Genomic DNA, 20,939 nt, shown 5'->3' with positions numbered 1-20,939 from the left:
GCGAGCGCCTAGACTCGGCGCGTGCTGCCTTTTGTCCCGCGGCTCGGCGTCGCCCTGGCCCTGCTCCTGCTCCCCGGCTGCTTCAACCCCACCGGCGCCACCTCGACTGGTTCGACCGGCCCCGGCGACGACAGCGAGACCGTCGCCGACGCGACCTCGACGACGACGTCCGGCAACACCACGCCGCCGACGACGCTGCCGTCGATGACCGAGCCGACCACCACGCTGGTCACCAGCACCGACCCGGTCACCGACACCGACCCGGTCACCAGCACCATGGCCCCCCCGGCCTTCTGCGGCGACGGCAACATGGACCCCGGCGAGCTGTGCGACGACGGCAACACCGACAACACCGACGACTGCCTCGACAGCTGCACGAAGGCCGTCTGCGGCGACGGCTTCGTCCACGCCGAGCTCGAGGTCTGCGACGCCGGGCTCGACAACGCCGAGGACGCCCCCTGCACCCTCGCGTGTCAGCCGGCCGCCTGCGGCGACAAGTACATCTGCCCCGCCTGCGGCGAGCAGTGCGACGGCGGCGTCGCCTGCAACGACGACTGCACCTTCAAGCAGCGCTACGTGTTCGTCACCAGCGCCGTCTACAAGGGCCCGCTGGTCGGCGGCCTGGCCGGCGCCGACGAGCGGTGCGCCCAGGCGGCCGGCGTCAGCGACCTGCTGGTCGGGCGCACGTTCGTCGCCTGGCTCAGCACCAGCGAGGTCAGCGCGGCCGACCGCCTCGACAAGTCCTCCGTCCCGTACGTGCGCCTCGACGGCCAGACGGTCGCCATCAACTACGAGGACCTCCTCGACATCGAGTCGCCGATGCTGGTCCCCATCGACATCGGCGAGAACGGCCAGATGGTCACCGGCAACCTGTCCGCCTGGACCGGCACCCAGGCCGACGGCCTCAAGTCCAACGCCGTCGAGATGTGCGGCGGCTGGATGGACGACCAGGGCACCGGCCGCAAGGGCACCATCACCTCCGAGACCTCCACCTGGACGGACGACGGCACCATCCCCTGCAACGACAGCGCCCACCTCTACTGCTTCCAGACCATCCCGTGAGGTCATCTACATGACTCTCGGGACATGCTCTTCCAGGCATGTCCTCGAGGTCATGCAGTCATCAAGGCTTCTCAGGGTAGAGCTCGGCGCAGCGGGTCACCGCGCCGGCGTCGACCTGCGGCAGCGTGACCTGCGGCGGCTTGGCGTGCGCCGGGACCGAGAAGTCGAACATGTCCCACGGCGCCAGGGCGTTGGCGTCGCGGGCGGTCAGGGCCGGCAGGACGAAGCGGGCCTCGATGAAGCGGAGGATCGACGTGTGGTCGTAGACCTCGTGGCTGACGTGGTGCTTCTTCGCGTACGGTGACACGACGATGAACGGCACGCGCGGGCCCAGGTGGTCGAAGCGGCCGTGCTGGTCGTGCGGCTGCAGCTCCGGCTGGTGGGCGTCGGGCGGGCAGGCGGCCGGCGGCGGCACGTGGTCGAACAGGCCGCCGTGCTCGTCGTAGGCGAAGAACAGCGCCGAGCGCGGCCAGTTCGGGCTCTTCAGCAGCGCGTCGACCACCCGCGCCACGAACAGCTGCCCGAGCTGCGCCACCGACGGCGGGTGCTCCCACGTCGCCTTCGACTCCGGCGCGTCGAACGTCGCGTTGACGAACGACACCGCCGGCAACTTGCCCGCCGCCGCGTCGGCGAAGAAGCGCGCGATCGGCTGCCGCTGCGTGGCCGGCTCGGGCAGCATCCCCGTCAAGAAGTCGCCGAGCCCGCCGGCGTCGCTGAAGTACACGCGGAAGCTGACGCCGCGGGTCACCAGGTGGTCGAAATTGTCGCCTCCGGTTTGAAGTTGACGTTGACCGTGCGCCCGTACGACGAGCCGGCGTAGAGGTACATCCGGTTCGGCCACGTCGGCCCCGGCACCGAGCTGAAGTAGCGGTCGCCGAGCGCGAACTCGTTGGCCAGCCAGTAGTAAAACGGCAGGTCGGGCTCGTCGTAGTAGCCCATCGCGCGCTCGCCCTTGAGCGTCGCGTCGATCACGTCGTCGCCCTTGCCCTCGTTGGTGCTGACGAACCCGTCCATCTTGCCGCCGGCGAGCTGCTCGTGCACCGCGTCCCACGAGTGATTGGTGTTGCCGAAGCAGGGCTGCTTCTGGTGGTAGATGGAGACCGGCGCGCCGTCCGGCCCGGGATTCGAAAAATGGACCGGCGCGACGTCGGCCTCCGGTTGCCCGCGCACCGGCAGCATCTGAAAGTAGTGGTCGAACGAGCGGTTCTCCTGCATCAGCACGACGATGTGATCGATCGGGATCTGCTCCCCGCTCGGGTACGACTCGCCCTGCGTCTCCGCCGGCAACGCGCCCACCTCGTACTTGCAGCGGCTGCGCCCCTCGGCCGCGTCCGCGTCGCTCGGCGGCTTCACCGGCCGGTCCCAGTCCGCCTCGGTCCCCGCCGTCTGCTCGCCCGTCGTGGCGACGCACGTCGCCAAACACACCAGCGCTCCGATCCGTGCTCTTCGTGCCATGCCTGGCTCCTCGCTCGCGGGCACCTCGCCGATCGGCCGGTGCGCGCGCGGCCAGCCGGGTAGCACGCGCCCGCGCCCGCGCGAGCCCCCGCGCCGGAGCCCGCCCTCGCCGCATCCCCGCCGCGCTCGCGCCTGGCCCCCGGCTCACGGGCGCGGCCTCCGCCCGCGGCAGCGCCTCGGCATGTCCCTTACGACATGTCCTCTCGATCACACAACGAGGAGCGCCGCGGCGCCCGCCGGAGCGGCGCGCGCTCCGCCTGTCCCTTGCGACAGGGGCCGTCATGTCCGGCGATCCCGGCCGTTGTCGCAGTCGACGATCGCCGAGCCGCTTCCATCCGCGCGAGGTCGCTTTCATCACCCCGCCAGTTCGCCCGCAGCGGCCCCGCGCGTCAATTCCACCGGCGCTCCGGCGCCCGCGCCTCACCTCGCCCGCTTCACCGACGAATCACAGCCTCGCGGGCCGATCGCCGCACATGCACCGTTCCGTCGTCGCCACCACTGGCACGATCCGCACACCACTCGCGTCTTCAAAAATCTGACACCACGCGCCTTCTGCCATCGACCCGATCGGTCGACGCCGTGTTTCACCGCGACCCCTTGCGACGCGCGTCGCCGGTCGCAGGCCCGCTCACGAAGCGTTCTGCTCGACCGCGGCCCGCAGCGCCGAGACCGACGCGGTGCGCAGGTAAACCACCTTGGTGTCGTCGGTGACGAGGTCTTTGATCTGGTCGCGGAGCGCGTGCGAGACCATGCCGACCATCACCACGACGAGCGCGATCTTGCCGGCCCCGTGGCGCACGCCCGGGGGATCCGCTGCTCGAAGTGCCGGAGCGAGCAACCGAAGCGCTGCGCGACCTCGCGATAGCGGCTCGACATCCCACCGTGTCCACCCACGACCACGACCGTCGACTCGCTCGCCTCTTTTTTCTCCTGCTTGGTAGCCATGCCCCTTGGTTGTGCAACGCCCGGGCCAACCTCGATCTGGGCTGCATGCGGGCCCAGATACCCCTACGCCGTATTCCCAAATATTTTCGTTTGTCATTTTGGCACGCGCTCGGCCGACGCGGTGCCACGGGGATGGTCTACCCTGCGGCCACATGCGTCTTCGCTCGCGCATCGCGCTCCTCGCCCTCGCTCTCGCTGCGTGCGATGGCGGCTACAAGCCTCCGCCGCGGCCACCCACGCAGGCTCCGCCGACCCCGCAGCCGCAGCCTCAGCCGCGCCCCCAGCCGCAGCAGCCGGCGCCTCCGCCAGCGGACCCGACCGTCGCCGTCTCCGCGCACGGCGAGCACAACTGTATCCGCCGCAAGTCGGGCGCGATCGCCTGTTGGGGCAAGAACAGCGACGGCCAGCTCGGCGACGGCGGCCGGGCCGACCTCCCGCGGGCCGCGCCCGTACCTGGTCTTTCGGGCATGTCCGAAGTGTCAGCCGGCGGCAACTTCACGTGCGCGCGCAAGCCGAACGGACAGGTGCTGTGTTGGGGCAACAACGAGGACGGCCAGCTCGGCGACGGCGCCGGCGCGCGCCCGGGCGTCCGCAGCACCAGCCCGGTGGCGGTCGCCGGCCTCGGCGACGCGGTCGAGGTCGTCACCGGTGCCGCGCACGCGTGCGCCCGCCGCAAGGCCGGCGGCGCGGTCTGCTGGGGCCTCGGCGAGAACGGCCAGCTCGGCACCCAGGCCGACCGCTCGGCCCGGCCCGTGGCTGTCCCTTCGACCAGCCGGGTCGTCCAGCTCGCGGCCGGCGACGCCCACACCTGCGGCCGCACCGACGCCGGCACCGTCCTGTGCTGGGGCCGCAACACCGAGGGTCAGCTCGGCGACGGCCTCCACGCCGGCCGCTCGACCCCCAAGCCGGTCCCCGGCCTCTCGGACGCCGTCGACCTCGTCGCCGGCGCCAAGCACAACTGCGCCCGCCGCAAGGCCGGCGGCGTGGTCTGCTGGGGTCACAACCAGGACGGCCAGCTCGGCGACGGCACCACCGGCACCTTCGCCCAGCGCACCCCCGTCGCCGTCGCCGGCCTCACCGGCGCGCAGGAGGTCGCCGCCGGCGGCGCCCACACCTGCGCCAAAGTCCAGGGCGACAAGGTCCTGTGCTGGGGCGCCGGCCGCAACGGCCAGGTCGACGGCGGCGCCGCCTCGCGCCCGCGCCCCACGCCCGTCCCCGGCCTCACCGGCGCCGTCGACCTCGCCCTCGGCGCGGCCCACTCGTGCGCCCTGCAGTCGACCGGCAACATCACCTGCTGGGGCAGCGACGAGCACCGCGCCCTCGGCCCGCGCCGCCTGCCGTGAGGCCGACGGCTTTTATGTGACCCTGAGGACATGTCCAGAGGGTCATCTCACACGCCGCCGTCGGCAGGCCGATGACGGCCGGCTGGGCTCGCATCGACATGCATTTAAAGACATGTCCCAAGGGCAGCTTTACCTGCGGCGCGGACGAGCGCGTCACCGGCGGTTCCACCCCGGCCGTCCGGCGGAGCGCGCCGAGAAACATGCTCCTATAGACATGTCCCGATGGACACCTCGCCGACCCTCGCGCACGGCGCGGGCGAGCGCGCCCTTTCACGTGTCCATCGGGACATCTCCCGATAAGCACGCGCCGATCCTCGCGCGCGGGCCTCACGGCGCGAACGAGCCCAGCCACGGCACGACCTCTTTTTGAAGCACCACCAGCTCGCCGCACCGCCCGCGCGTGACCTCCACCAGGGGCCTCCCGTTCTCGCGCCCCGCGAGCGTCAGCGGCGCGATGTGGACGACCTGCCCCGCGAACGACATGCGGTGCAGCTCGACCGACAGCGGCGCGTCCTTGGCCGCCTGGCGGGCGATCGGCAGCAGCAGCGCGTCGGCGTCGACGTGCGCGCGAACCAGCTCGGGCGCCCCGTCCGGGCCCGCGACCGCGACCTCCGTCTCCCACAGCGTCGCCCCGTCCGCGAGCGACAGGCCGATCGCGGTGATCCTCTCCTCCGGCGCGAACCACCGCTGCAGCACGACCACCTGCCCGTCGGGCGTCACCACCAGGTCGTTGAGAGCGCCCGAGGGGGCGTTCGGCTCGAGCAGGTCGCGCGTCCACAGCAGCATCCCCGCCGCGTCGGCGCGAATCACCTGCATCACCGCCGCCTCGTTGTTGGGCCACATCCCCACCGCCGCCACGATCTCCCCTGAAGGCCCGAGCGTCAGCGACAGCGGCGCCAGGTGGCCCGAGGGCAGCATCTCCAGCTCCCACAGCGCCCCGCCGGTGTCGATGTCCACCCGCGCCAGCCACGTGCCGTCCTGGTGCGACGAGAGGCCCAGCAGCACCGCGGTGTCGTCCGCGGGCAGCGCGAGCGCCTTCGGCACGTCCAGCACCGTCGTCTTCAGCACCGCCCGCGACAGCTCCGGCTCGCCCGCGTCGAAGCGGGCGATGAACGGCAGTTGTTGCTCACCGACGACGCCCCTGCCGCTCACGATCACCGTCTCGTCGGCCGCCACCGCCGCCCCCGCCACCTCGAGGTGCTCCAGCGCCTGCAGCTCGCCCGTCTTCCACCCGAGCGGCGCCCCGTCGGGTGAGACCCACGCCACGCTGACGCCGAAGGTCGAGTCCGGGAGCCGCGCCGTCGCCGGCACGGCGATCCGGCCGTCGCTCAGGACCAGCGGTCCTCCGGCGACCAGCCGCTCCGCGCCTTCCTCCTGCTCGACGAGCCCCGACCACAGCGGCGTCAGAGTCGGCTGACTGTTCGGACAGGTCTCGTCATCCGGCCCGTCGGTCGTCGGCGCCGGCCCTTCGGTCGTCGGCGCGTCCGTCGTCATCGGCGCGGCCGACGTCGAGGGACCGCCCGCCGTCGAGTCCGACGACGACGAGCCGTCGGTCTCCCCGTCCTGCGGCGCCCCCGGCCCGCACGCGCACGCCAGCAGCAGCACCGGGGCCAATCTCGTCCATCGCATGCCTCCAGCGTGCCGCGATGGCCGATCCGGGCCCAGGGACCGCGATCGGACCCGGCGCTAGCCCACCACGCCGGCGGCCTTGACCGTGAACTCGCGCGCGTTGCGGAACACCACGTCGAACACTGGCAGCCCCTTCGCCAGCACCGACAGCGTCGCGGCTTGCTGGATCTCCGCCAGTCGGCGGATGTCCTTGCGGAGGATCCCGTACTCCGCCTCGCCCAGCGGCAACAGCTCCGGTGGGTCGTGAAGTAGCGCGCCACCTGCTCGCGCATGAAGTCGGCCACCTGCGGGTGGTTGACGAAGATCTGCACGCCCGCCGTCCCGCAGGCCGGGGAGATCAGCGGCACGCGGGTGAACGCCCACACGCCTTGCTCGAGGCGGACGTTGACGACCGCGCCTTCCTCGTGGCCGCCGCCGAGGATCACCAGGTCGAGCTCGACCATCCCGTTCCAGCGCAGCGAGAACAGCGCGCGCAGGAACGCCTCCACCAGCGGGCGGCGGATCAGGTAGCGCTCGGGGTGCTGCAGCATCAGGCGCAGGTGGCCGCAGCCGAGGTTGCCGGGCGTGATCATGTGCCCCAGCACCAGCGGGCGCAGCGCCTCGGGCGGGCTGTGGAGGAACGCGCGCCACTCCTTCGGCCCCGAGCTGGTCGGCGGCAACCTGTCCGAGAGCGCAGGGTCGGCCCGCATCGCGGCGATCAGGTTGTTGCCGGCGGTCGTGTCGGAGTGGATGTAGAAGTGGCCGAACGTCTCGACGTAGCCCTCGAGCAGCGCGGCGATCCGCTCGAGCGGGACCGGCTGGCCGGTCACGCGCTCGACCGCCGCCAGGGCCAGCAGGAACTCGCCCGCGTCGCCGCCGGGGGTGCCGACCACCGCGTGGTCGTCGCGGCCGTCGACGCACGACGTCTTGCTGTGCAGCATCAGCGCCGCCATCTTGACCCACCGGACCCGCTGCGCGTCGCCGATGTGGGCCTCGATCTGCGCCTGGCTCAGCGGCCCGGGCGCCGTCTCGATCTCGACCGGCGGCGGCGCCGGCACCTCGGCCTGGCGGAAGATCGCCTCGTCGCGCATCGTCGCGAACCCGAGCTTGCGCCACGCCGAGATCCCGCCGTCCATCACCGCGACGAACTCCATGCCGAGGCACTCGAGCGCCTGGGCCGCCTGAGCCGCCCGCGGCCCGCCGTTGCGCGACACCAGCACCACCGGCGTCCCGGGCGCCCAGCGGCTCGCGGCCTCGTGGATGCGGGCCAGCGGCAGCCACACGCTGCCCGGCACGTAGCCGAGCGGGCCCGTCAGCTCCTCGGCCTCGCGCACGTCGACCAGCTGGACCGTGCGGCCCTGGCGGCCGACGAACTCGACCGGCAAGAGCGGCGTCCCGTCGGGCGCGGTCCACAGCTGTCCGAGCCAGTTGAGCTTCACCAGCCGCTCGTGGACCGGCATCGTCAGCAGCGCTTCCGAGGTCACCGCCTTCGGGTCTGTCCGTTTCAACATGTCTCTCCACACATGCTCGTAAGGTCCTGTCTCAAGGCGCAGGCGCATCGGCTCGCCGGCGCAGCGCCACGAGATAATACGGCAACGGCAGCAGCAAGCAGCCGGCCGTGAGCGCGACGATCGTCGCCCCCGAGCCGGCGATCATCAGGGCGACCACGGCCAGGCCGACCGATGCGGTCCACCGCCCGCGGCGGCGCTGCTGCGGCGTGAAGCGGTCGGGTTCGCGCCGCATCAGCACCAGCTGGGCCGCGCAGGCCGCCCCGATGGCGACCAGCGCGGTCGCGGTCGAGAGCAGGGCGATGAAGTTGTAGATCTCGAGCATCGACCCGCTGAAGTAGAGCCCGACCAGCGCCCCCGACAGCACCGCCGTGAGCACCAGCGCGCGGGTCGGCGTGCCGAAGCGCGGGTGCAGCCGCGCCAGCGCGCGCGGCCCGAGCCCGTCGCGCGCGGTCGCGTGGGCCATGCGGCTCGTGACCAGCACCCAGCCGTTCAAGATCCCCGCCACCGACACCAGCGCGCCGACCGTCACCAGCGTCGCCGCCGTCGGCCCGAAGTGGTGCGCCGCGACGTCGGCGAGCGGGCTGGCGCTCTTCGCCAGCAGCTCGGCGGGCACGGCCAGGCTGAGCGAGCCGAGGACCAGCAGGTAGACCGCGCTGGTCATGAGGAAGCCGATGTAGACCGACTTCCGGATCGTGCGACCGGCGCCGACGATCTCCTCGGCCGGCACCGTGACCGACTCCATGCCGACGAACAGCCACGACACCAGCGACACCGCCGGCAGCAGCGAGCCCCAGCCCTTCGGCGCGAACGGCTCGAGGTTGTCCAGCGACGCCATCGGCCACAGCGCGACGCTGAGGATCACCAGCGGCGCCAGCTTGCAGATCACCGTGACCACCTGCACCGCCCCGCCCGCGCGCACCCCGATCGCGTTCGTCAGCGTCAGCGCCCACAGCAGCGCCTGGCTGACGGCGAAGGCCGTCCACGGGTCGCCGGCGGCCGGCCACAGCACCGCGAGGTAGCCGACGAAGGCCGTCAGGAACGCCGCGTTGCCGATCACTGCGCACAGCCAGTAGAGAAACCCGACCTCGAGCCCGACGAGGTCGCCGAAGGCCCGGCGCGCGAACGCCTGCAGCCCGCCCGACACCGGGTACGCGCCGCCGAGGTCGGCGAACACCGCGGTGAGGCACAGGTAGCCGGCGGCGTTGATCGCCCACGCCACCATCCCGAGCGGCCCCGCCGTCTCGGCCAGGCTCGACGGGATCACGTAGATCCCCGAGCCGATCATGTTGCCGACCACGAGCGCGGTGGTGGCCACGAGCCCGAGCCCGCGGAACATCCCCGACGGGGTGTTCGGCGCCGCAGTCCCGGTCGCGCGGCCCACCGTCACCCGATCGGCCGCAGCCGGCTCATCAGCGGCTCGACCTGCTTGCTCAGGCTCTGGTCCTTCGAGCGGCGCACCAGGCTGCCGGCGGTGAACAGCGCGAAGCTGACGTAGTCGTACAGCAGCTCCTTGAGCTGGCGCTCGATGTTGGCGCCGGCGAACAGGGCTCTGGCGTTGTCGACCACCCGCTGGGCCTCGAACGCGCCCTTCTCGGCCGGGCCGGCGCGCGAGAACAGCTGGTCGTAGGTCGGGTCGACGAAGCTGGCCAGGTTGTTGCGCAGCACCGTGCCCTTGCCGCCGGAGTCGGCCTCCTGGTGGATCTGCTGCAGCACCGCGTTGGCGGTCTCGACCACCTCGAGCGGCCCGCCGCGCATGCGCGGCTTCTGCATCGCCACGTGCTTCGACTGGATCAGCTGGAACAGCTGCTTGGTGGTCTGGAACTCGCCGAGGCCGAGCACGCGGCCGAGCTCGATCACGCTGAGCACGCCGTCGATCGCCTCGTAGATCGCGCGGAACTCCTTGGGCGGCTCGGTGCGGCCCTCGACGCGGTCGGGCACGTAGTCGCCGCTCGGCACCCGCTGCCGGAAGTAGCGCATCTCGTCCATGCGCGTGACCCCGTCCATCAGCAGGTTGTTGAGGCTCAGCGAGTGGTGGAACGGGACCGCCTCGTCGTCGAAGCCGTCGAGGAAGCAGAACATCCCGTCGCTGACCTGCATCGACGCCAGGACGATCTCCTCGGCCTGCTTGCCGAGGTACTGATAGACCTGCGAGTGGGTCGAGATCCCGAGCTCGACCGCCATGTCGCCGAAGCGCAGGCCGCTCTCCTTCTGCTTGTCGAGCGTGTGGCGCAGCTGGAACTCGTCGATCGCGCCGAAGCGGTACATGATCTTGCCGAACCGCTCCTCGTCGACGTCGCTGGTGGCGCACACCGCGTTGCCGGAGTCGATGAAGATGCTGCGGACGTGCTCGCCGTCGCGGACCGTCAGCTCGCCGCGCCAGTTGGCCTGGGCGATCAGCGCGATGACGTCGCACATCGTGCCGGGTTGGGTGATCTCGCCGGCCAGGCGGACGATCGCGCCGTCCTCCTCGTCGCGCCGGCCGTCCTGGCCGGTGAAGCGCATGAACACCACGTGGTTCGGCGTCGGCATCAGCCGGTACGCGCCCGCGCGGGCGCGCATCTGCGTGCCCGCGTGCTCGCCGTGCGGCTGCGCCACGCCTCGCTCATCGATGAAGACCAGGTCGTCTTGCGGCTTGCGCATGCGCTGCGCGGAGTCGGATCCGCGTTCTCCGCATGCTTGGTATCACCCGCGCGATCTGCCCGCAAGCGGCCGCGGGACCTCTGCAACGCGTTGCGCTCGCCGCCCGAACCAGGGAGACAGCGTTCCACGCGCCGCCGCCGGTCCGCGCACGCCTCAGTCGAGGCGGAACGTGAACAGCACCGTCTCCTGCGGCTCCTCCGCCCCGCCCGCGGCCGCGTACAGCCGCATCGCCGGGGTGTTCGAGCGCTCGGTCGCCACCCACGCCACGCGGCAGCCGAGCTCGCGGCCCAGCGCCAGCGTCGCCTGCAGCAGCGCCTGGCCGAGCCCCTGCCCGCGGTGCGACGAGGCCACGCCGACCTCGTTGATCCACAGCTCCGGATCGGCCTTGTCGGGGTGGAGGTAGTCGACCGCGGAGACCATGCCGACGATCGTGTCGCCCTCGAGCGCGACCACGAGGTGGTGGTGCGGGTCGGCCAGGAACTCGCGCGCGCGCCGGCACGATCGGGTCGTCGAACACGTCGGCGGCGACCCGCTCCAGCAGCTCCGCCTCGTCCGCCGCCAGCGGCCTGATCTCTCGCGTCATGCTGTCCTCTTCGACATGTCCTAGAAACAGTCACGGAGCCGGCCCAGGTGAAGCCGGCGCCGAAGGCGGCCATCAGCACGCGGGAGCCCGGGCCGATCTTGCCGGCGCGCCACGACTCGCTGATGCCGATCGGGATGGTCGCGGCGGTGGTGTTGCCGTAGCGCTCGATGTTGTGGACGACGCGGTCGTCGGGGATCCCGAGCTTCGCGGCGACCAGTTGGTTGATGCGCATGTTGGCCTGGTGCGGCACGAACATGTCGATGTCGGTCATCGTCAGGCCGGCGCGGCGGACCACCGAGTGGGCGACCTCGGGCATCTTCTCGGTCGCCCAGCGGAACACCTGCTTGCCGTTCATGCGCGGGAAGTGGCGGCCCTCGTCGAACATCTCCGGGGTAAGGCGCGGGATGTACATGCTGGCCGGGGCCTCGACCCACAGCTCCTGGGCGCCGACGCCGTCGGCGTGGAGCTCGACGTTGTGGATGCCCTGGCCGTCGCGGGTGGCCTCGCCGACCAGCACGCAGCCGGCGCCGTCGCCGAACAGCACCGCGACGTCGCGGCCGCGCTCGTTGAACTCCATCCCGGTCGAGTGGACCTCGGCGCCGGCGATGAGCACGTTCTTGTACACGCCGGCGCGGACCCACGCGTCGGCGACCGACAGGCTGTACAAAAAGCCCGAGCACTGGTTGCGCACGTCGAGCGCGGGCACGCCGGGGATGCCGAGCTTGTGGGCGAGGAAGCAGCCCGAGCCGGGGAAGTTCACGTCGGGGCTCAGGGTGGCGAAGATCACCGCGTCGACGTCCTTCACGTCGCGGCCCGCCTGCTCGAGCGCCATCTTGGCCGCCGGCAGCGCCAGGTCGCTGGCGCCGATGCCGGTGCGCTCGATGAAGCGGCGCTCGCGGATCCCCGTGCGCTGGTGGATCCACTCGTCGCTGGTCGGCATCAACTTCGACAGGTCGTCGTTCGTCACGACCCGCGTCGGCACGTAGTGGCCCGAACCCAGAATAGCGGCGCGCTTCGTCATCGCCCGGCATGGTGCCACCCGCGCCGCGGCGTTCAAGCTGAAAGCCCTTGCGCACCGCCTCTGCAGGCCGGGCGCAGCGTTTTTCGCAGGCTCAGCGCACGTGAGCGCGAGCGCAGCCGCGGGGGTCCGGGTCCTGGCCGCGAGGGTCCCCAGGGCGCGGACGCGAAGGTCCCCCGAGCGCGAAGGGCCGCGGCGGTCGAGGGCGACAGTCGCGACCCTTGAGCGAGGACCCAAGACCGAGACCGAGCAGGCGGTGTGCCGGCTCGGTCTCGTGTGGTGCGGGTTTGGGTTCCCGCGGGGTGGAGGCGAGGGGGATCGAACCCCTGACCTTCGCGCTGCCAGCGCGACGCTCTCCCAGCTGAGCTACGCCCCCAGGTCGTTTGGTGGGCGGAGTGTCTAACAGCGATGCCCCCCGCTCGTCAAGCCCTCTTACGTGAGCGCACTCCCATGGCGGCGGCACCGACAGGTTGCGACAGGCCCCTGGCAGAGAGTACACCGCTTCAATCCGCTCCCGGCGGATCTTTTCCTCTCCTCCCGCCCCCCGGCCTGCGTCCCGGGCGGCATCGGGCAACACTCACGGGCCTACCGCCGAGGCTCTCCGACCGGGCGAACGAACCACGATGGATCTCAAGGAACTCTTCGAACAGGGCGGGCCCCTGATGTGGGCCATCTTGGTCGCCTCGATCGTGGGGGTCGGCATCTTCTTCGAGCGGCTGTGGTCGACCCAGCGGTCGAAGGTGCTGCCCCGCGCCTTCGTCGACCGCATCCGCGCGCTCGTCGCCAAGGGCAAGGTCAACGAGGCGCTGCTCCTGTGCGAGGAGAACGCGTCGTCGATCGCCCTGGTCATCGCCTCCGCGCTCCGCGCGTTCGAGCACAGCACCAGCCGGGCCGACATCAAGGAGGCCGTCGAGGAGGTGGGCGCTCGGGAGATCGCCCACATGGACCGCAACGTCGAGATCGTCGGCACCGTCGCCACCATCTCGCCGCTGCTCGGCCTCCTCGGCACCGTCGTCGGCATGATCCAGGTGTTCCGCAACTTCGTCGAGGCCTACGCCTCCGGCGCGGTCGGCCCCGACACCTTCGCCCAGGGCATCTGGCAGGCCCTCATCACCACCGCCTACGGCCTGACCGTGGCGATCCCGATGCTCCTCCTCTACCGCGTGCTGCTCGACCGCACCAACAAGCTGGTGCTCGAGATGGAGGAGGACGCGATGGCGATCGTCAACCTGCTCGAGGACGGCCGGCGCGCCGCCAAGGCCCGCCCCGCCCCCGCCGTCTCCGAGCCCAAGCCCGTCGCCGCCGAGGTCGCGCCGTGAACTTCCGCGGCAAGAACGGCCGCAAGCGCCCCGGCAGCGGCGGCAACCTGGTCGACCTGACGCCGCTCATCGACGTCACCTTCCAGCTGCTCATCTTCTTCCTGCTGACCGCGACCTTCAACACCGACAGCGCCTTCAAGGTCAAGCTGCCCAAGGCCTCGAGCAACGAGCCCGCCAGCGAGGCCAAGACCCTGGTCGTCGAGATCAGCGAGGACGGCCGCTTCGAGGTCGACCGCGTCGTCGTCGACGACCGCGAGCTGCAGATGCGCCTGTGCAACGCCGCCAAGGACAAGCAGGTGTCGACGGTCAACATCAAGGCCGACCAGAACACCCGCCACGAGAAGGTGGTGCAGGCGATGGACGTCGCCAAGGTGTGCGGCATCGAGAAGCTCGGCATCCTGCACCGCCACTGAGCGCGACCGCCCCGAGCCCGCCGGCCGACGCGCGCCGGTGACACGGCTGCCCGGCCGATTTGACAGCGAGAGCCCTCACCGTCGAGATCGATCGGGAGGAGGGTCATCGATGACGTACGCGCCGCTGACGAGAGAGCCGAAGCAGAACCACGCACCCGGCCGCAAGCCGGCGGCGAGCCGTCCCTCGGGCAAGTTGCTGCGACTCGGTTCGCCGAGCGACCCGCTCGAGCAAGAGGCCGACCGAATCGCCGCTCGCGTCTTGAGCACACCTCCGGACGCCGCGCGCACCCCGCCCCTCGCGCGGGTCCACTCGAAGGTCCACGACGCCGCGCTCGTCCGCCGCAAGTGTGCCGCCTGCGAGCACGAAGACGAGCTGACTGTCCGCCGCAAGTGCTCTGCTTGCGAGCACGACGACGAGCTCGCCGTTCGCCGCAGCCCAACGACCCCCGGCAGCCGAGAAATCTCTCCGGCGCTGCAAGACCAGGTCATGAACCTCCACCGTGGAGGCGGACGACCCCTGCCCCGACCTGTCCGTATGGACATGGAATCCCGCTTCGGTCGCGACTTCGGCGCCGTGCGGATCCACGAAGGTTCACGCGCTGCCGAGCTGGCCCAGCGACTCCACGCGAAGGCGTTCACTGTCGGCCAGCACGTCGCCTTCGCCGGCGGCCAATTCGCCCCTACCCGTCCCGAAGGCCGACGGCTGCTCGCGCACGAGCTCGTGCATACCCTGCAGCGCTCCGACCCGGGCGCACCGGTCCTCTCGCGCGCGCTCGCTTCGCCCGAGGGCAAGAATGCGGCGAACGAACAAAGCGGCAGCGTCGTCTCGTGCGCTCCAGCGGACGGACATGACCCCGCAGAAGTCAGGCAGGCGCACGCTCGCGCCGTCGCCATGACGACGGCGGCGCACCGCGCCCTTCCAGCAGCCTCCGATGTCCTGGTCCCAGGCGGCGCACAGGTCTCGAGCCGAGTACGCGAACTGGCCCGCTTGTGGTTCAAACTCAACTGGCCCGCCCGGGACGCACACGAGCGCGCCCTTTGGCAACATCTGGTCGAGGGCGTGAGGGTCTTTCACAGCCAGGGCCCGAGCACCCGTTACAAGTGCTCTCCTTGCAACCAGGTCGGGCTGGTGCTGCCTGGAAGCCGATATGTTCGGCTCTGCGAAGCGTGGTGGGACATCAAACCCGTCGAGAAACGGGCTGCGATCATCATTCATGAATGGGGCCACTATTGGGGCGGGCCTGCGGGTCTGATGCGTCGTGCTGTCGAGGCCTACTGCGGGCGCAGCCGGTTCATGAAGTTGTCGTCGGCGAAGTTGGTCCAAATGCCTGACGCGTACATGGGCTTCATCTTCGAACTTGCCCTGAGTCGCGTCATGACGGCCGATAGTGCGTGTCGCTACAGGAGTGAGCTCCACCCCGGCGCGAGCTCCACATGACCGAGAACAGCCGGGAAGGGCGGAGCTTCTCGCGCCGGCCGAGTTGACCCCGTCCTGCAGGTCTGGGAGATTTGCTGCGAGTGAGAGCTCCGTCGTACCGCAGCAGCTCGCGCTTCGCCTTGCTCGCCGGCACATGGCTGCTGCTCCGCCCCGATCCAGCGTCGGCCTGCAAGCCGCCGCAGTTCGTCGCCGAACGCCTCGACTTCACGCTCGTCGCCGCACGGCGGGCCGGGCAACCCGTCTCGCTCGAGCAATTGCCGCCGACCTTGCGCGCCCGGAGCACTCCGTATGCTCATCTGCTGGTCCGCGACATCGGTTATCTGAAGCTCATCGAGGCCACTCGACCACTCCCTCGTCCGATCGAGCGCTACATTCGCCGTCAGCGGCGCATCGCCAAGCCGATCTGTGCCATCCTCGTTTATCGTGAACCAGCGGTGCCCGGCCGCTACGCCCCGGATCTCGACCCTCAATACCACGAGTCCGACGATCCTCGATGGACCGCTCTGTGGCCGCTGGACGTGCCGGGGGTCGTCGAACTGACGCCGCACCGCGATCGCCTCCTCGTGACCATCGAGCGGCCCGACGCGCCGCTCGAGCTCGAGTACCGCCTCACCCATGCCACCTTTTCGAGCTGCGACGTCACCTCCAATGAGGATCGTCCGCCCGCCGTCCTCGCGCTCCTCGCCCTCGCGCTGCGACGGCGACGCCGCGAGTGACGGAGCCCCCAGCGCTCACGAGAGCCCTCCTCCCTGTCTCATAGGACAGACCAAATCGCTCAACCCGCACGCGGATTGACGGCCGGCTCGGTCCGGGTCAGCTTCGAGCTCGAGACACGGTTTCACGCCTGCACCTTGGCCTACTCGCCGGCGCGCTGCTCTTGCTTCGACCCGCGCCGGTCTCGGCCTGCAGGCCGCCGCCTTTCCTCCCCGAGCGCCTCGACTTCGAGCTCGTCGGCGCACGCAAGAGCGGCCGCCCGCTCGCGCTCGATCACTTGCCCGCACGCGTGCGAGCGACCAGCACGCCGTACCGACACATGATGGTCGAAGACATCGGCTGGCTGAAGCTGCTCGAAGCCACCTCGCCGCTGCCGACCAGGGCCGAGCGCTACCTTCGGCGGCAACGCCGGCTCGCCCGACCGATCTGCGCCGTCCTCGTGTACCGCGAACCGGCAGTGCCGGGCCGCTACGTGCCCGACCACGACCCAGACTACGACGAGCACCAAGGCGCGGTATGGGCCGACCTGTGGCCGCGCGACGTCCCGGGCGTCGTCGAGTTGACGCCGCACCGCGATCGCCTGCGCGTGACCATCGAGCGGCCCGACGCGCCGCTCGAGCTCGAGTACCGCCTCACCCACGCCACCTTCTCGAGCTGCGACGTCACGACCGGCGATGGTCATCCGCCCGCCGTCCTCGCGCTCCTCGCTCTCGCGCTGCGACGGCGACGCCGCGAGTGACGCGGTCGGTCGCCTGTCCGCACTGCACGGGTGCGCAGCATCGCGCACTCGGCCGGTCGCTCTCGCCGAATTTTTGCCCCGATCGATCACCCCGGCCAAGGTCGGCCCGCTCCCCATGCAATGGGTCAACCGGATCCTGCTCGCCGCGCTGCTCGCGTTCGCGATCGCCTACCTGCCGCAGCACGTCGCCACCGGCGGGAGCGCCGAGGACCTCGCGCGCGTGGAGAAGGAGCACGCCGCGCTGCGCCGCGGCAACGAGCGGCTGCAGGGCGAGATCGAGGCCCTGCGCGCCGAGATCGCCGCTCTCAAGCGCGACCCCGAGGAGGTCGCGCGGATCGCCCGCGAGGACCTCAACCTGATCCGGCCCGGTGAAGTGGTGTTCGAGATCCGCCGCGACGACAAGACCAAGCCATGACCACGCTCGCCCGCACCCTCCACGGCCTCCGCCTCCGCGCCCGCGAGCGCTGGAGCCTCCTCGTCCTGCTCGCCACCTGGCTGGTGCTGGCCGTGGGCGCCGCCACGCCGACCGCCTTCGACGAGGGCAGCCCGGCGCTGGCCGCCTCGCTGATGGTGTTCGCCGCCACCCTCGTGCGCGCGCTGGCCCGCGAGCTGCGGCCGAACGCCGCCACCTACTCGCAGACCCACGAGCTCGAGCTCGGCCTCCTCATCATCACCGGCACCTACCTGCTGATCGCGGTCACCGGCGGCCTCGCCAGCCCGGCCCACCCGCTGGTCTACGCCCTCGCCTCGTTCCTGCTGCTGCTCCACCGCGCGCGCTGGATCGCCGGCGTGTGGCTCGCCTCGATCGCCCTGCTCGAGGTCGCCGTCGGCTGGTCTTCGGGACATGACTCCGGGGCCAGGATCGCCTTCCACCTCAGCTACATCGCCTTCTTCGCCGCCGGCAACCTGCTGATCCTCGGCGCCCTGGTCCGGCGCCTGCGCGGCGAGCACGCCCAGCGGCTGGCCGACGAGCTGACGCACATCCGCCAGGAGGCCCGCGATTTCCGGTTGGTCGCCGCCGCCGCCCCACGCAAGAGCCGGGACGCCGAGGAGGCGCAGCTGACCCAGTCGGCGGTGCACGCGATCCACGAGCAGGTCGCGTTCAGCCTCGAGCTCATCCGCGGCGACCTCGAGCTGCACACCTGCGCGCTGCTGTGGATGTCCGAGGAGGAGCTCGTGCTCAAGCGGGCCGCCTCGGCCGGGGCCGCGCTGGTCGGCGCGCCCGAGCTGGCGAACCCCGGCGTGCTGGCCGGGCTGCTGCGCAACCCGAGGACGCTCGTCCTCAAGAACATGTCCGAGAAGCATCTTCCGCCGTACTACGGCGCGCCGGTGGCGGTCACCGACCTGTGCGCCGTGCCGCTGGTCCGCGGCGAGCGGCTGCTCGGGGTCCTGTGCGCCGACCGCATCGACGCCAGGCCGTTCACCGCCGCCGAGCAGGACAAGCTGACCGCCGCGGCGCAGCACGTGCTGCGGACCGTCGACCACGAGCGGGCCTTCATCACCGCGATGCGCAGCCGCTACGAGCACGAGCAGCTGTACCGCGCGAGCGAGCTGCTGAGCGGCGCGCTCGGGCTCGAGGCGCTGTACGGCAAGAGCTTCGAGGCGATCCGGGCGATCGCCCCGTACGACCTGGCGGCGATCTCGACCTACGATGAGCACGCCGAGGCTCACCGCGTGCTCGCGGTCGACGTCCCCGGCGACCGCGACCCGAACCACGGCGCCGGCTGGCGCAGCATCGCCGAGTCGCTGCGCGACCGCGTGTTCGAGCACGGCTCCGGCCTCGTCGCCATGGCGACCAAGAACCGCCACTTCATGCCGGCCGCCGACGAGCGCGTCGAGCCCGAGACCGTCGTGTTCGACGTCCACACCCGCCTGCGCCCGGCCCAGAGCGTGCTGGTGCTGCCGCTTCTGCACGGCGAAAAAGTCCTCGGCACCCTCACCCTCGCGGCCGCGCGCGAGCGCCAGTTCCCGCGGGCGACCCGCGAGATCCTCCGCGTCCTCTCGCACCAGCTCAGCGTCGGCCTGCAGAACGCGCGCATGTACCGGGCCATGGAGGAGCGCGCCACCACCGACGGTCTCACCGGCCTCACCAACCACCGCGCCTTCCAGGAGCGCCTGGCGCAGATCCACGCCCTGGCCGAACGGACAGGTCGCAACTTCTCGCTGATCCTCACCGACATCGACCACTTCAAGAAGGTCAACGACACCTACGGCCACCCGATCGGCGACGCCGTGCTCAAGCGGGTCGCCGCGGTGTTCGCCGGCCGCGCGCGCAAGGTCGACATCGTCGCCCGCTACGGCGGCGAGGAGTTCGTGCTGGTCCTGCCCGACACCGACGCCGAGGGCGCGGCCATCTTCGCCAACAAGCTGCGCGAGGAGGTCGCCGCCCAGACCATGACCAGCGACCAGGGCCCGTTCGCGGTCACGATCTCCATGGGCGTCGCCGAGTACCCCACCGACGGCCACGCCACCGCCGAGCTGATCGAGCGCGCCGACCAGGCCCTCTACCACTGCAAGCACAACGGCCGGAACTGCGTCACGCGGGCCAGCCAGCTGGCCTGAGCGCCCGCGCGCCCGCCGACTTGCCACCGATCTGCCATACTGATCCCATGCGATACGCCCGGCTCGTCCCCCTCCTCCTGGTGTTCGCCCCGGCCTGCGCCGAGCAGCACAACTACAGCGAAGGCGAGATCTGCGTCGACGCCCCCGCCCTCGCCTCGTTCGCCGCCGGCGACGAGCTCGAGGTCGTGGTGGTCCTCGACGACTGCATGGCCTGCCCCAAAGACTTCAACGCCAACTGCGAGGTCGACCGCCAGGGCAGCACGATCAACCTCCACGCCGGCGGCGTCTACACCCAGCGCAGCGGCCCCTGCGACACCTGCCTGACCCTGTCCGTCGCCTGCATCGTCGGCGGCCTCGAGCCCGGCAACTACACGATCCGCAGCGGCGACCAGACGCTCGAGGTCAAGCTCCCGCAAGCCGAAGCTCCCAAGCTCGACCCGACCTGCGACGTCGTGCAGTGGTGAGCCGCGAGAGCGCCGCGAAATCGCTGCGAGCCGGAACTTCCAAGCCGCGCTCCTGCCGAGCCAGCGGACGCATCGTTCCTGCGCCGTAGGCAGCTCGAAGCCCGCGATCTTGGGGAACCGGGGCAATCACTGCACGGCCGTGGTCGAAGATCACGACCGCGCCGCTCCGACAGTGCGCCCCGCGTGCTCGCCACGAGCTTCCGTCACTCGCCCAGAGCGATGCGCACCGGGCAGTGGTCCGACACCGAGCGCAACTTCGCCGGCTCCGTCGTCTGTTCCTCGCACGCCAGGGCCGCGCACATGCCGAGCACCTCGGGTGTCCCGAAGGACAGCTCCTTCGCGCCGAGGAAGTGATCGAGCAGGCTCGCCTCCCAGCGCGCCACCTTCTTCTTCGGTTGCCAGTACTCCGAGCACCCGAGCCCCCCGGTCGGCAGCTGCAGCGCGTGGCGTTCGACCATCTCGTCGATGAAGCGGCGCTCGGGGTGGTTCTCCACCAGGTACCCCGTCGTATTGAAGTCACCGGCGACCACCACGTCCCCGAACTCCTCGCGCAGCGCCGGCAAGATCGCCGTCAACCACTGCCACTGCTGCTTGCGCTGTTCGAACCGCCGCGGGGCACCGCCCGAGTCGAAGTGCACCGACACCAGCGTCAGCGCCCGCCCGGCGCGCGTCCGCAGCGAAGCCAGCAGCGCCGGCGCCTGTCCCGTGGGACAGACCTCCCCCTTGCTGAGCGAGCGGTGGTCCTTCAGCTCGAGCCGCGCCGTGTCGTACACGACCCCGACGCTCAGCCGCCCCTTCCTGTTGTGCCGGCACGAATCGGTCAACACCGCCGCGTAGCGCCGGCCGCTCAACGCGCTCGCGCGGTCCAGCGTCGCGGAGAACCGCCCGGGATCGCGGATCTCCTGCACCGCGAACGCGTCGGCGTCGAGCTCGGCGATCGCCGCCGCCACCGCCTCGTCGACGGTCTCGCCGTGCGGGAAGGTCTGTATATAAACGTCCCGAGCACCAGCGGCGCCTCGCGGCGGCACCACAGCAGCAGCGCGATCGCCACCAGCAGCACCCACAGCCACACGCGACGACGACGGGGACGACGACGGTGATCCTGCATTGCAGGATCGACGGTAG

Annotated in this window: 19 protein-coding genes and 1 tRNA gene; 10 read left to right on the top strand and 10 right to left on the bottom strand. The window is 71.1% G+C overall.

Annotated features, from left to right (window positions below):
• Positions 1-21: 21 nt before the first annotated feature.
• On the top strand, positions 22-1,062 hold the full coding sequence (locus OV079_RS43855) for a hypothetical protein (protein WP_267775758.1): 1,041 nt from the start codon (positions 22-24) through the stop codon (positions 1,060-1,062).
• Positions 1,063-1,123: 61 nt separating this feature from the next.
• On the opposite strand, the gene OV079_RS43850 is transcribed toward OV079_RS43855, so the two are convergent.
• The 3 genes from OV079_RS43850 to OV079_RS43840 all read right to left on the bottom strand — a co-directional run bounded on the left by OV079_RS43850 (position 1,124) and on the right by OV079_RS43840 (position 3,316).
• Complete coding sequence (locus OV079_RS43850; RefSeq protein ID WP_267775756.1) at positions 1,124-1,810, bottom strand: alkaline phosphatase family protein; 687 nt, start codon at positions 1,808-1,810, stop codon at positions 1,124-1,126.
• Entirely contained in the window at positions 1,807-2,517 is a 711-nt protein-coding gene (locus OV079_RS43845; RefSeq protein WP_267775755.1) for an alkaline phosphatase family protein, read from the bottom strand. Before OV079_RS43845 ends, OV079_RS43850 begins: the two co-directional genes overlap by 4 nt.
• A gap of 628 nt (positions 2,518-3,145) precedes the next feature.
• Positions 3,146-3,316 carry a hypothetical protein gene (locus tag OV079_RS43840; protein WP_267775754.1) on the bottom strand — a complete coding sequence of 57 codons (171 nt, stop codon included), beginning with the start codon at positions 3,314-3,316 and terminating at the stop codon, positions 3,146-3,148.
• A 298-nt stretch (positions 3,317-3,614) separates the two neighbouring features.
• On the opposite strand from OV079_RS43840, the gene OV079_RS43835 reads away from it, so the two are divergent.
• Positions 3,615-4,805: an RCC1 domain-containing protein gene (locus OV079_RS43835; protein WP_267775753.1), complete on the top strand. Its 1,191-nt coding sequence runs from the start codon at positions 3,615-3,617 to the stop codon at positions 4,803-4,805.
• 327 nt (positions 4,806-5,132) lie between these two features.
• Here OV079_RS43835 and OV079_RS43830 read toward each other — a convergent pair whose 3' ends face one another.
• The 6 genes from OV079_RS43830 to OV079_RS43805 all read right to left on the bottom strand — a co-directional run bounded on the left by OV079_RS43830 (position 5,133) and on the right by OV079_RS43805 (position 12,541).
• Complete coding sequence (locus OV079_RS43830; RefSeq protein WP_267775752.1) at positions 5,133-6,299, bottom strand: hypothetical protein; 1,167 nt, start codon at positions 6,297-6,299, stop codon at positions 5,133-5,135.
• Entirely contained in the window at positions 6,296-7,924 is a 1,629-nt protein-coding gene (locus tag OV079_RS43825; protein WP_267775750.1) for a rhodanese-like domain-containing protein, read from the bottom strand. Before OV079_RS43825 ends, OV079_RS43830 begins: the two co-directional genes overlap by 4 nt.
• A 31-nt stretch (positions 7,925-7,955) precedes the next feature.
• Complete coding sequence (locus OV079_RS43820) at positions 7,956-9,305, bottom strand: APC family permease (protein WP_267775748.1); 1,350 nt, start codon at positions 9,303-9,305, stop codon at positions 7,956-7,958.
• 2 nt (positions 9,306-9,307) lie between these two features.
• Positions 9,308-10,519, bottom strand: coding sequence for a DUF4388 domain-containing protein (locus OV079_RS43815; RefSeq protein WP_267775747.1), 1,212 nt, complete (start codon positions 10,517-10,519; stop codon positions 9,308-9,310).
• Positions 10,453-12,168 carry a 3-oxoacyl-ACP synthase III family protein gene (locus tag OV079_RS60685; RefSeq protein ID WP_267775745.1) on the bottom strand — a complete coding sequence of 572 codons (1,716 nt, stop codon included), beginning with the start codon at positions 12,166-12,168 and terminating at the stop codon, positions 10,453-10,455. Before OV079_RS60685 ends, OV079_RS43815 begins: the two co-directional genes overlap by 67 nt.
• 300 nt (positions 12,169-12,468) lie before the next feature.
• Positions 12,469-12,541, bottom strand: a tRNA-Ala gene (locus OV079_RS43805).
• A 247-nt stretch (positions 12,542-12,788) separates the two neighbouring features.
• On the opposite strand from OV079_RS43805, the gene OV079_RS43800 reads away from it, so the two are divergent.
• The 8 genes from OV079_RS43800 to OV079_RS43765 all read left to right on the top strand — a co-directional run bounded on the left by OV079_RS43800 (position 12,789) and on the right by OV079_RS43765 (position 19,814).
• On the top strand, positions 12,789-13,484 hold the full coding sequence (locus OV079_RS43800) for a MotA/TolQ/ExbB proton channel family protein (protein ID WP_267775744.1): 696 nt from the start codon (positions 12,789-12,791) through the stop codon (positions 13,482-13,484).
• Positions 13,481-13,897 carry an ExbD/TolR family protein gene (locus tag OV079_RS43795; protein ID WP_267775742.1) on the top strand — a complete coding sequence of 139 codons (417 nt, stop codon included), beginning with the start codon at positions 13,481-13,483 and terminating at the stop codon, positions 13,895-13,897. The genes OV079_RS43800 and OV079_RS43795 overlap by 4 nt, the downstream gene beginning before the upstream one ends.
• 109 nt (positions 13,898-14,006) lie before the next feature.
• A complete protein-coding gene (locus OV079_RS43790; protein ID WP_267775741.1) occupies positions 14,007-15,335 on the top strand; it encodes an eCIS core domain-containing protein in 1,329 nt (442 codons plus the stop codon).
• Positions 15,336-15,415: 80 nt separating this feature from the next.
• A complete protein-coding gene (locus tag OV079_RS43785) occupies positions 15,416-16,051 on the top strand; it encodes an MYXO-CTERM sorting domain-containing protein (protein WP_267775739.1) in 636 nt (211 codons plus the stop codon).
• Between the two features lie 161 nt (positions 16,052-16,212).
• Positions 16,213-16,788, top strand: coding sequence for an MYXO-CTERM sorting domain-containing protein (locus OV079_RS43780; protein ID WP_267775738.1), 576 nt, complete (start codon positions 16,213-16,215; stop codon positions 16,786-16,788).
• 73 nt (positions 16,789-16,861) lie between these two features.
• Positions 16,862-17,203: an FtsB family cell division protein gene (locus tag OV079_RS43775; protein ID WP_267775736.1), complete on the top strand. Its 342-nt coding sequence runs from the start codon at positions 16,862-16,864 to the stop codon at positions 17,201-17,203.
• The gene (locus OV079_RS43770; RefSeq protein WP_267775735.1) at positions 17,200-19,350 is read left to right on the top strand and encodes a sensor domain-containing diguanylate cyclase; all 2,151 of its coding nucleotides are present in this window, start codon (positions 17,200-17,202) and stop codon (positions 19,348-19,350) included. Before OV079_RS43775 ends, OV079_RS43770 begins: the two co-directional genes overlap by 4 nt.
• Positions 19,351-19,397: 47 nt before the next feature.
• Positions 19,398-19,814, top strand: a complete 417-nt coding sequence (locus tag OV079_RS43765; protein ID WP_267775734.1) for a hypothetical protein — start codon at positions 19,398-19,400, stop codon at positions 19,812-19,814.
• A 203-nt stretch (positions 19,815-20,017) separates the two neighbouring features.
• Here OV079_RS43765 and OV079_RS43760 read toward each other — a convergent pair whose 3' ends face one another.
• Positions 20,018-20,842, bottom strand: coding sequence for an endonuclease/exonuclease/phosphatase family protein (locus tag OV079_RS43760; RefSeq protein WP_267775732.1), 825 nt, complete (start codon positions 20,840-20,842; stop codon positions 20,018-20,020).
• Positions 20,843-20,939: the final 97 nt, after the last annotated feature.

Source organism: Nannocystis pusilla (assembly GCF_026626665.1).
In the GTDB taxonomy this organism is placed as follows: Bacteria; Myxococcota_A; Polyangia; order Nannocystales; family Nannocystaceae; genus Nannocystis; species Nannocystis pusilla.
Note: the sequence above shows the minus strand (reverse complement) of the source record. Positions and strands in the feature narration are given on the sequence as shown.

Bases quoted from the DNA above. Each gene is read 5' to 3' on its own strand.
- OV079_RS60685 (WP_267775745.1), bottom strand. From the start codon at position 12,168: ATGACGAAGCGCGCCGCTATTCTGGGTTCGGGCCACTACGTGCCGACG.
- OV079_RS43800 (WP_267775744.1), top strand. From the start codon at position 12,789: ATGGATCTCAAGGAACTCTTCGAACAGGGCGGGCCCCTGATGTGGGCC.
- OV079_RS43830 (WP_267775752.1), bottom strand. From the start codon at position 6,299: ATGACGACGGACGCGCCGACGACCGAAGGGCCGGCGCCGACGACCGAC.
- OV079_RS43770 (WP_267775735.1), top strand. From the start codon at position 17,200: ATGACCACGCTCGCCCGCACCCTCCACGGCCTCCGCCTCCGCGCCCGC.
- OV079_RS43835 (WP_267775753.1), top strand. From the start codon at position 3,615: ATGCGTCTTCGCTCGCGCATCGCGCTCCTCGCCCTCGCTCTCGCTGCG.
- OV079_RS43845 (WP_267775755.1), bottom strand. From the start codon at position 2,517: ATGGCACGAAGAGCACGGATCGGAGCGCTGGTGTGTTTGGCGACGTGC.
- OV079_RS43790 (WP_267775741.1), top strand. From the start codon at position 14,007: ATGACGTACGCGCCGCTGACGAGAGAGCCGAAGCAGAACCACGCACCC.
- OV079_RS43765 (WP_267775734.1), top strand. From the start codon at position 19,398: ATGCGATACGCCCGGCTCGTCCCCCTCCTCCTGGTGTTCGCCCCGGCC.
- OV079_RS43825 (WP_267775750.1), bottom strand. From the start codon at position 7,924: ATGTTGAAACGGACAGACCCGAAGGCGGTGACCTCGGAAGCGCTGCTG.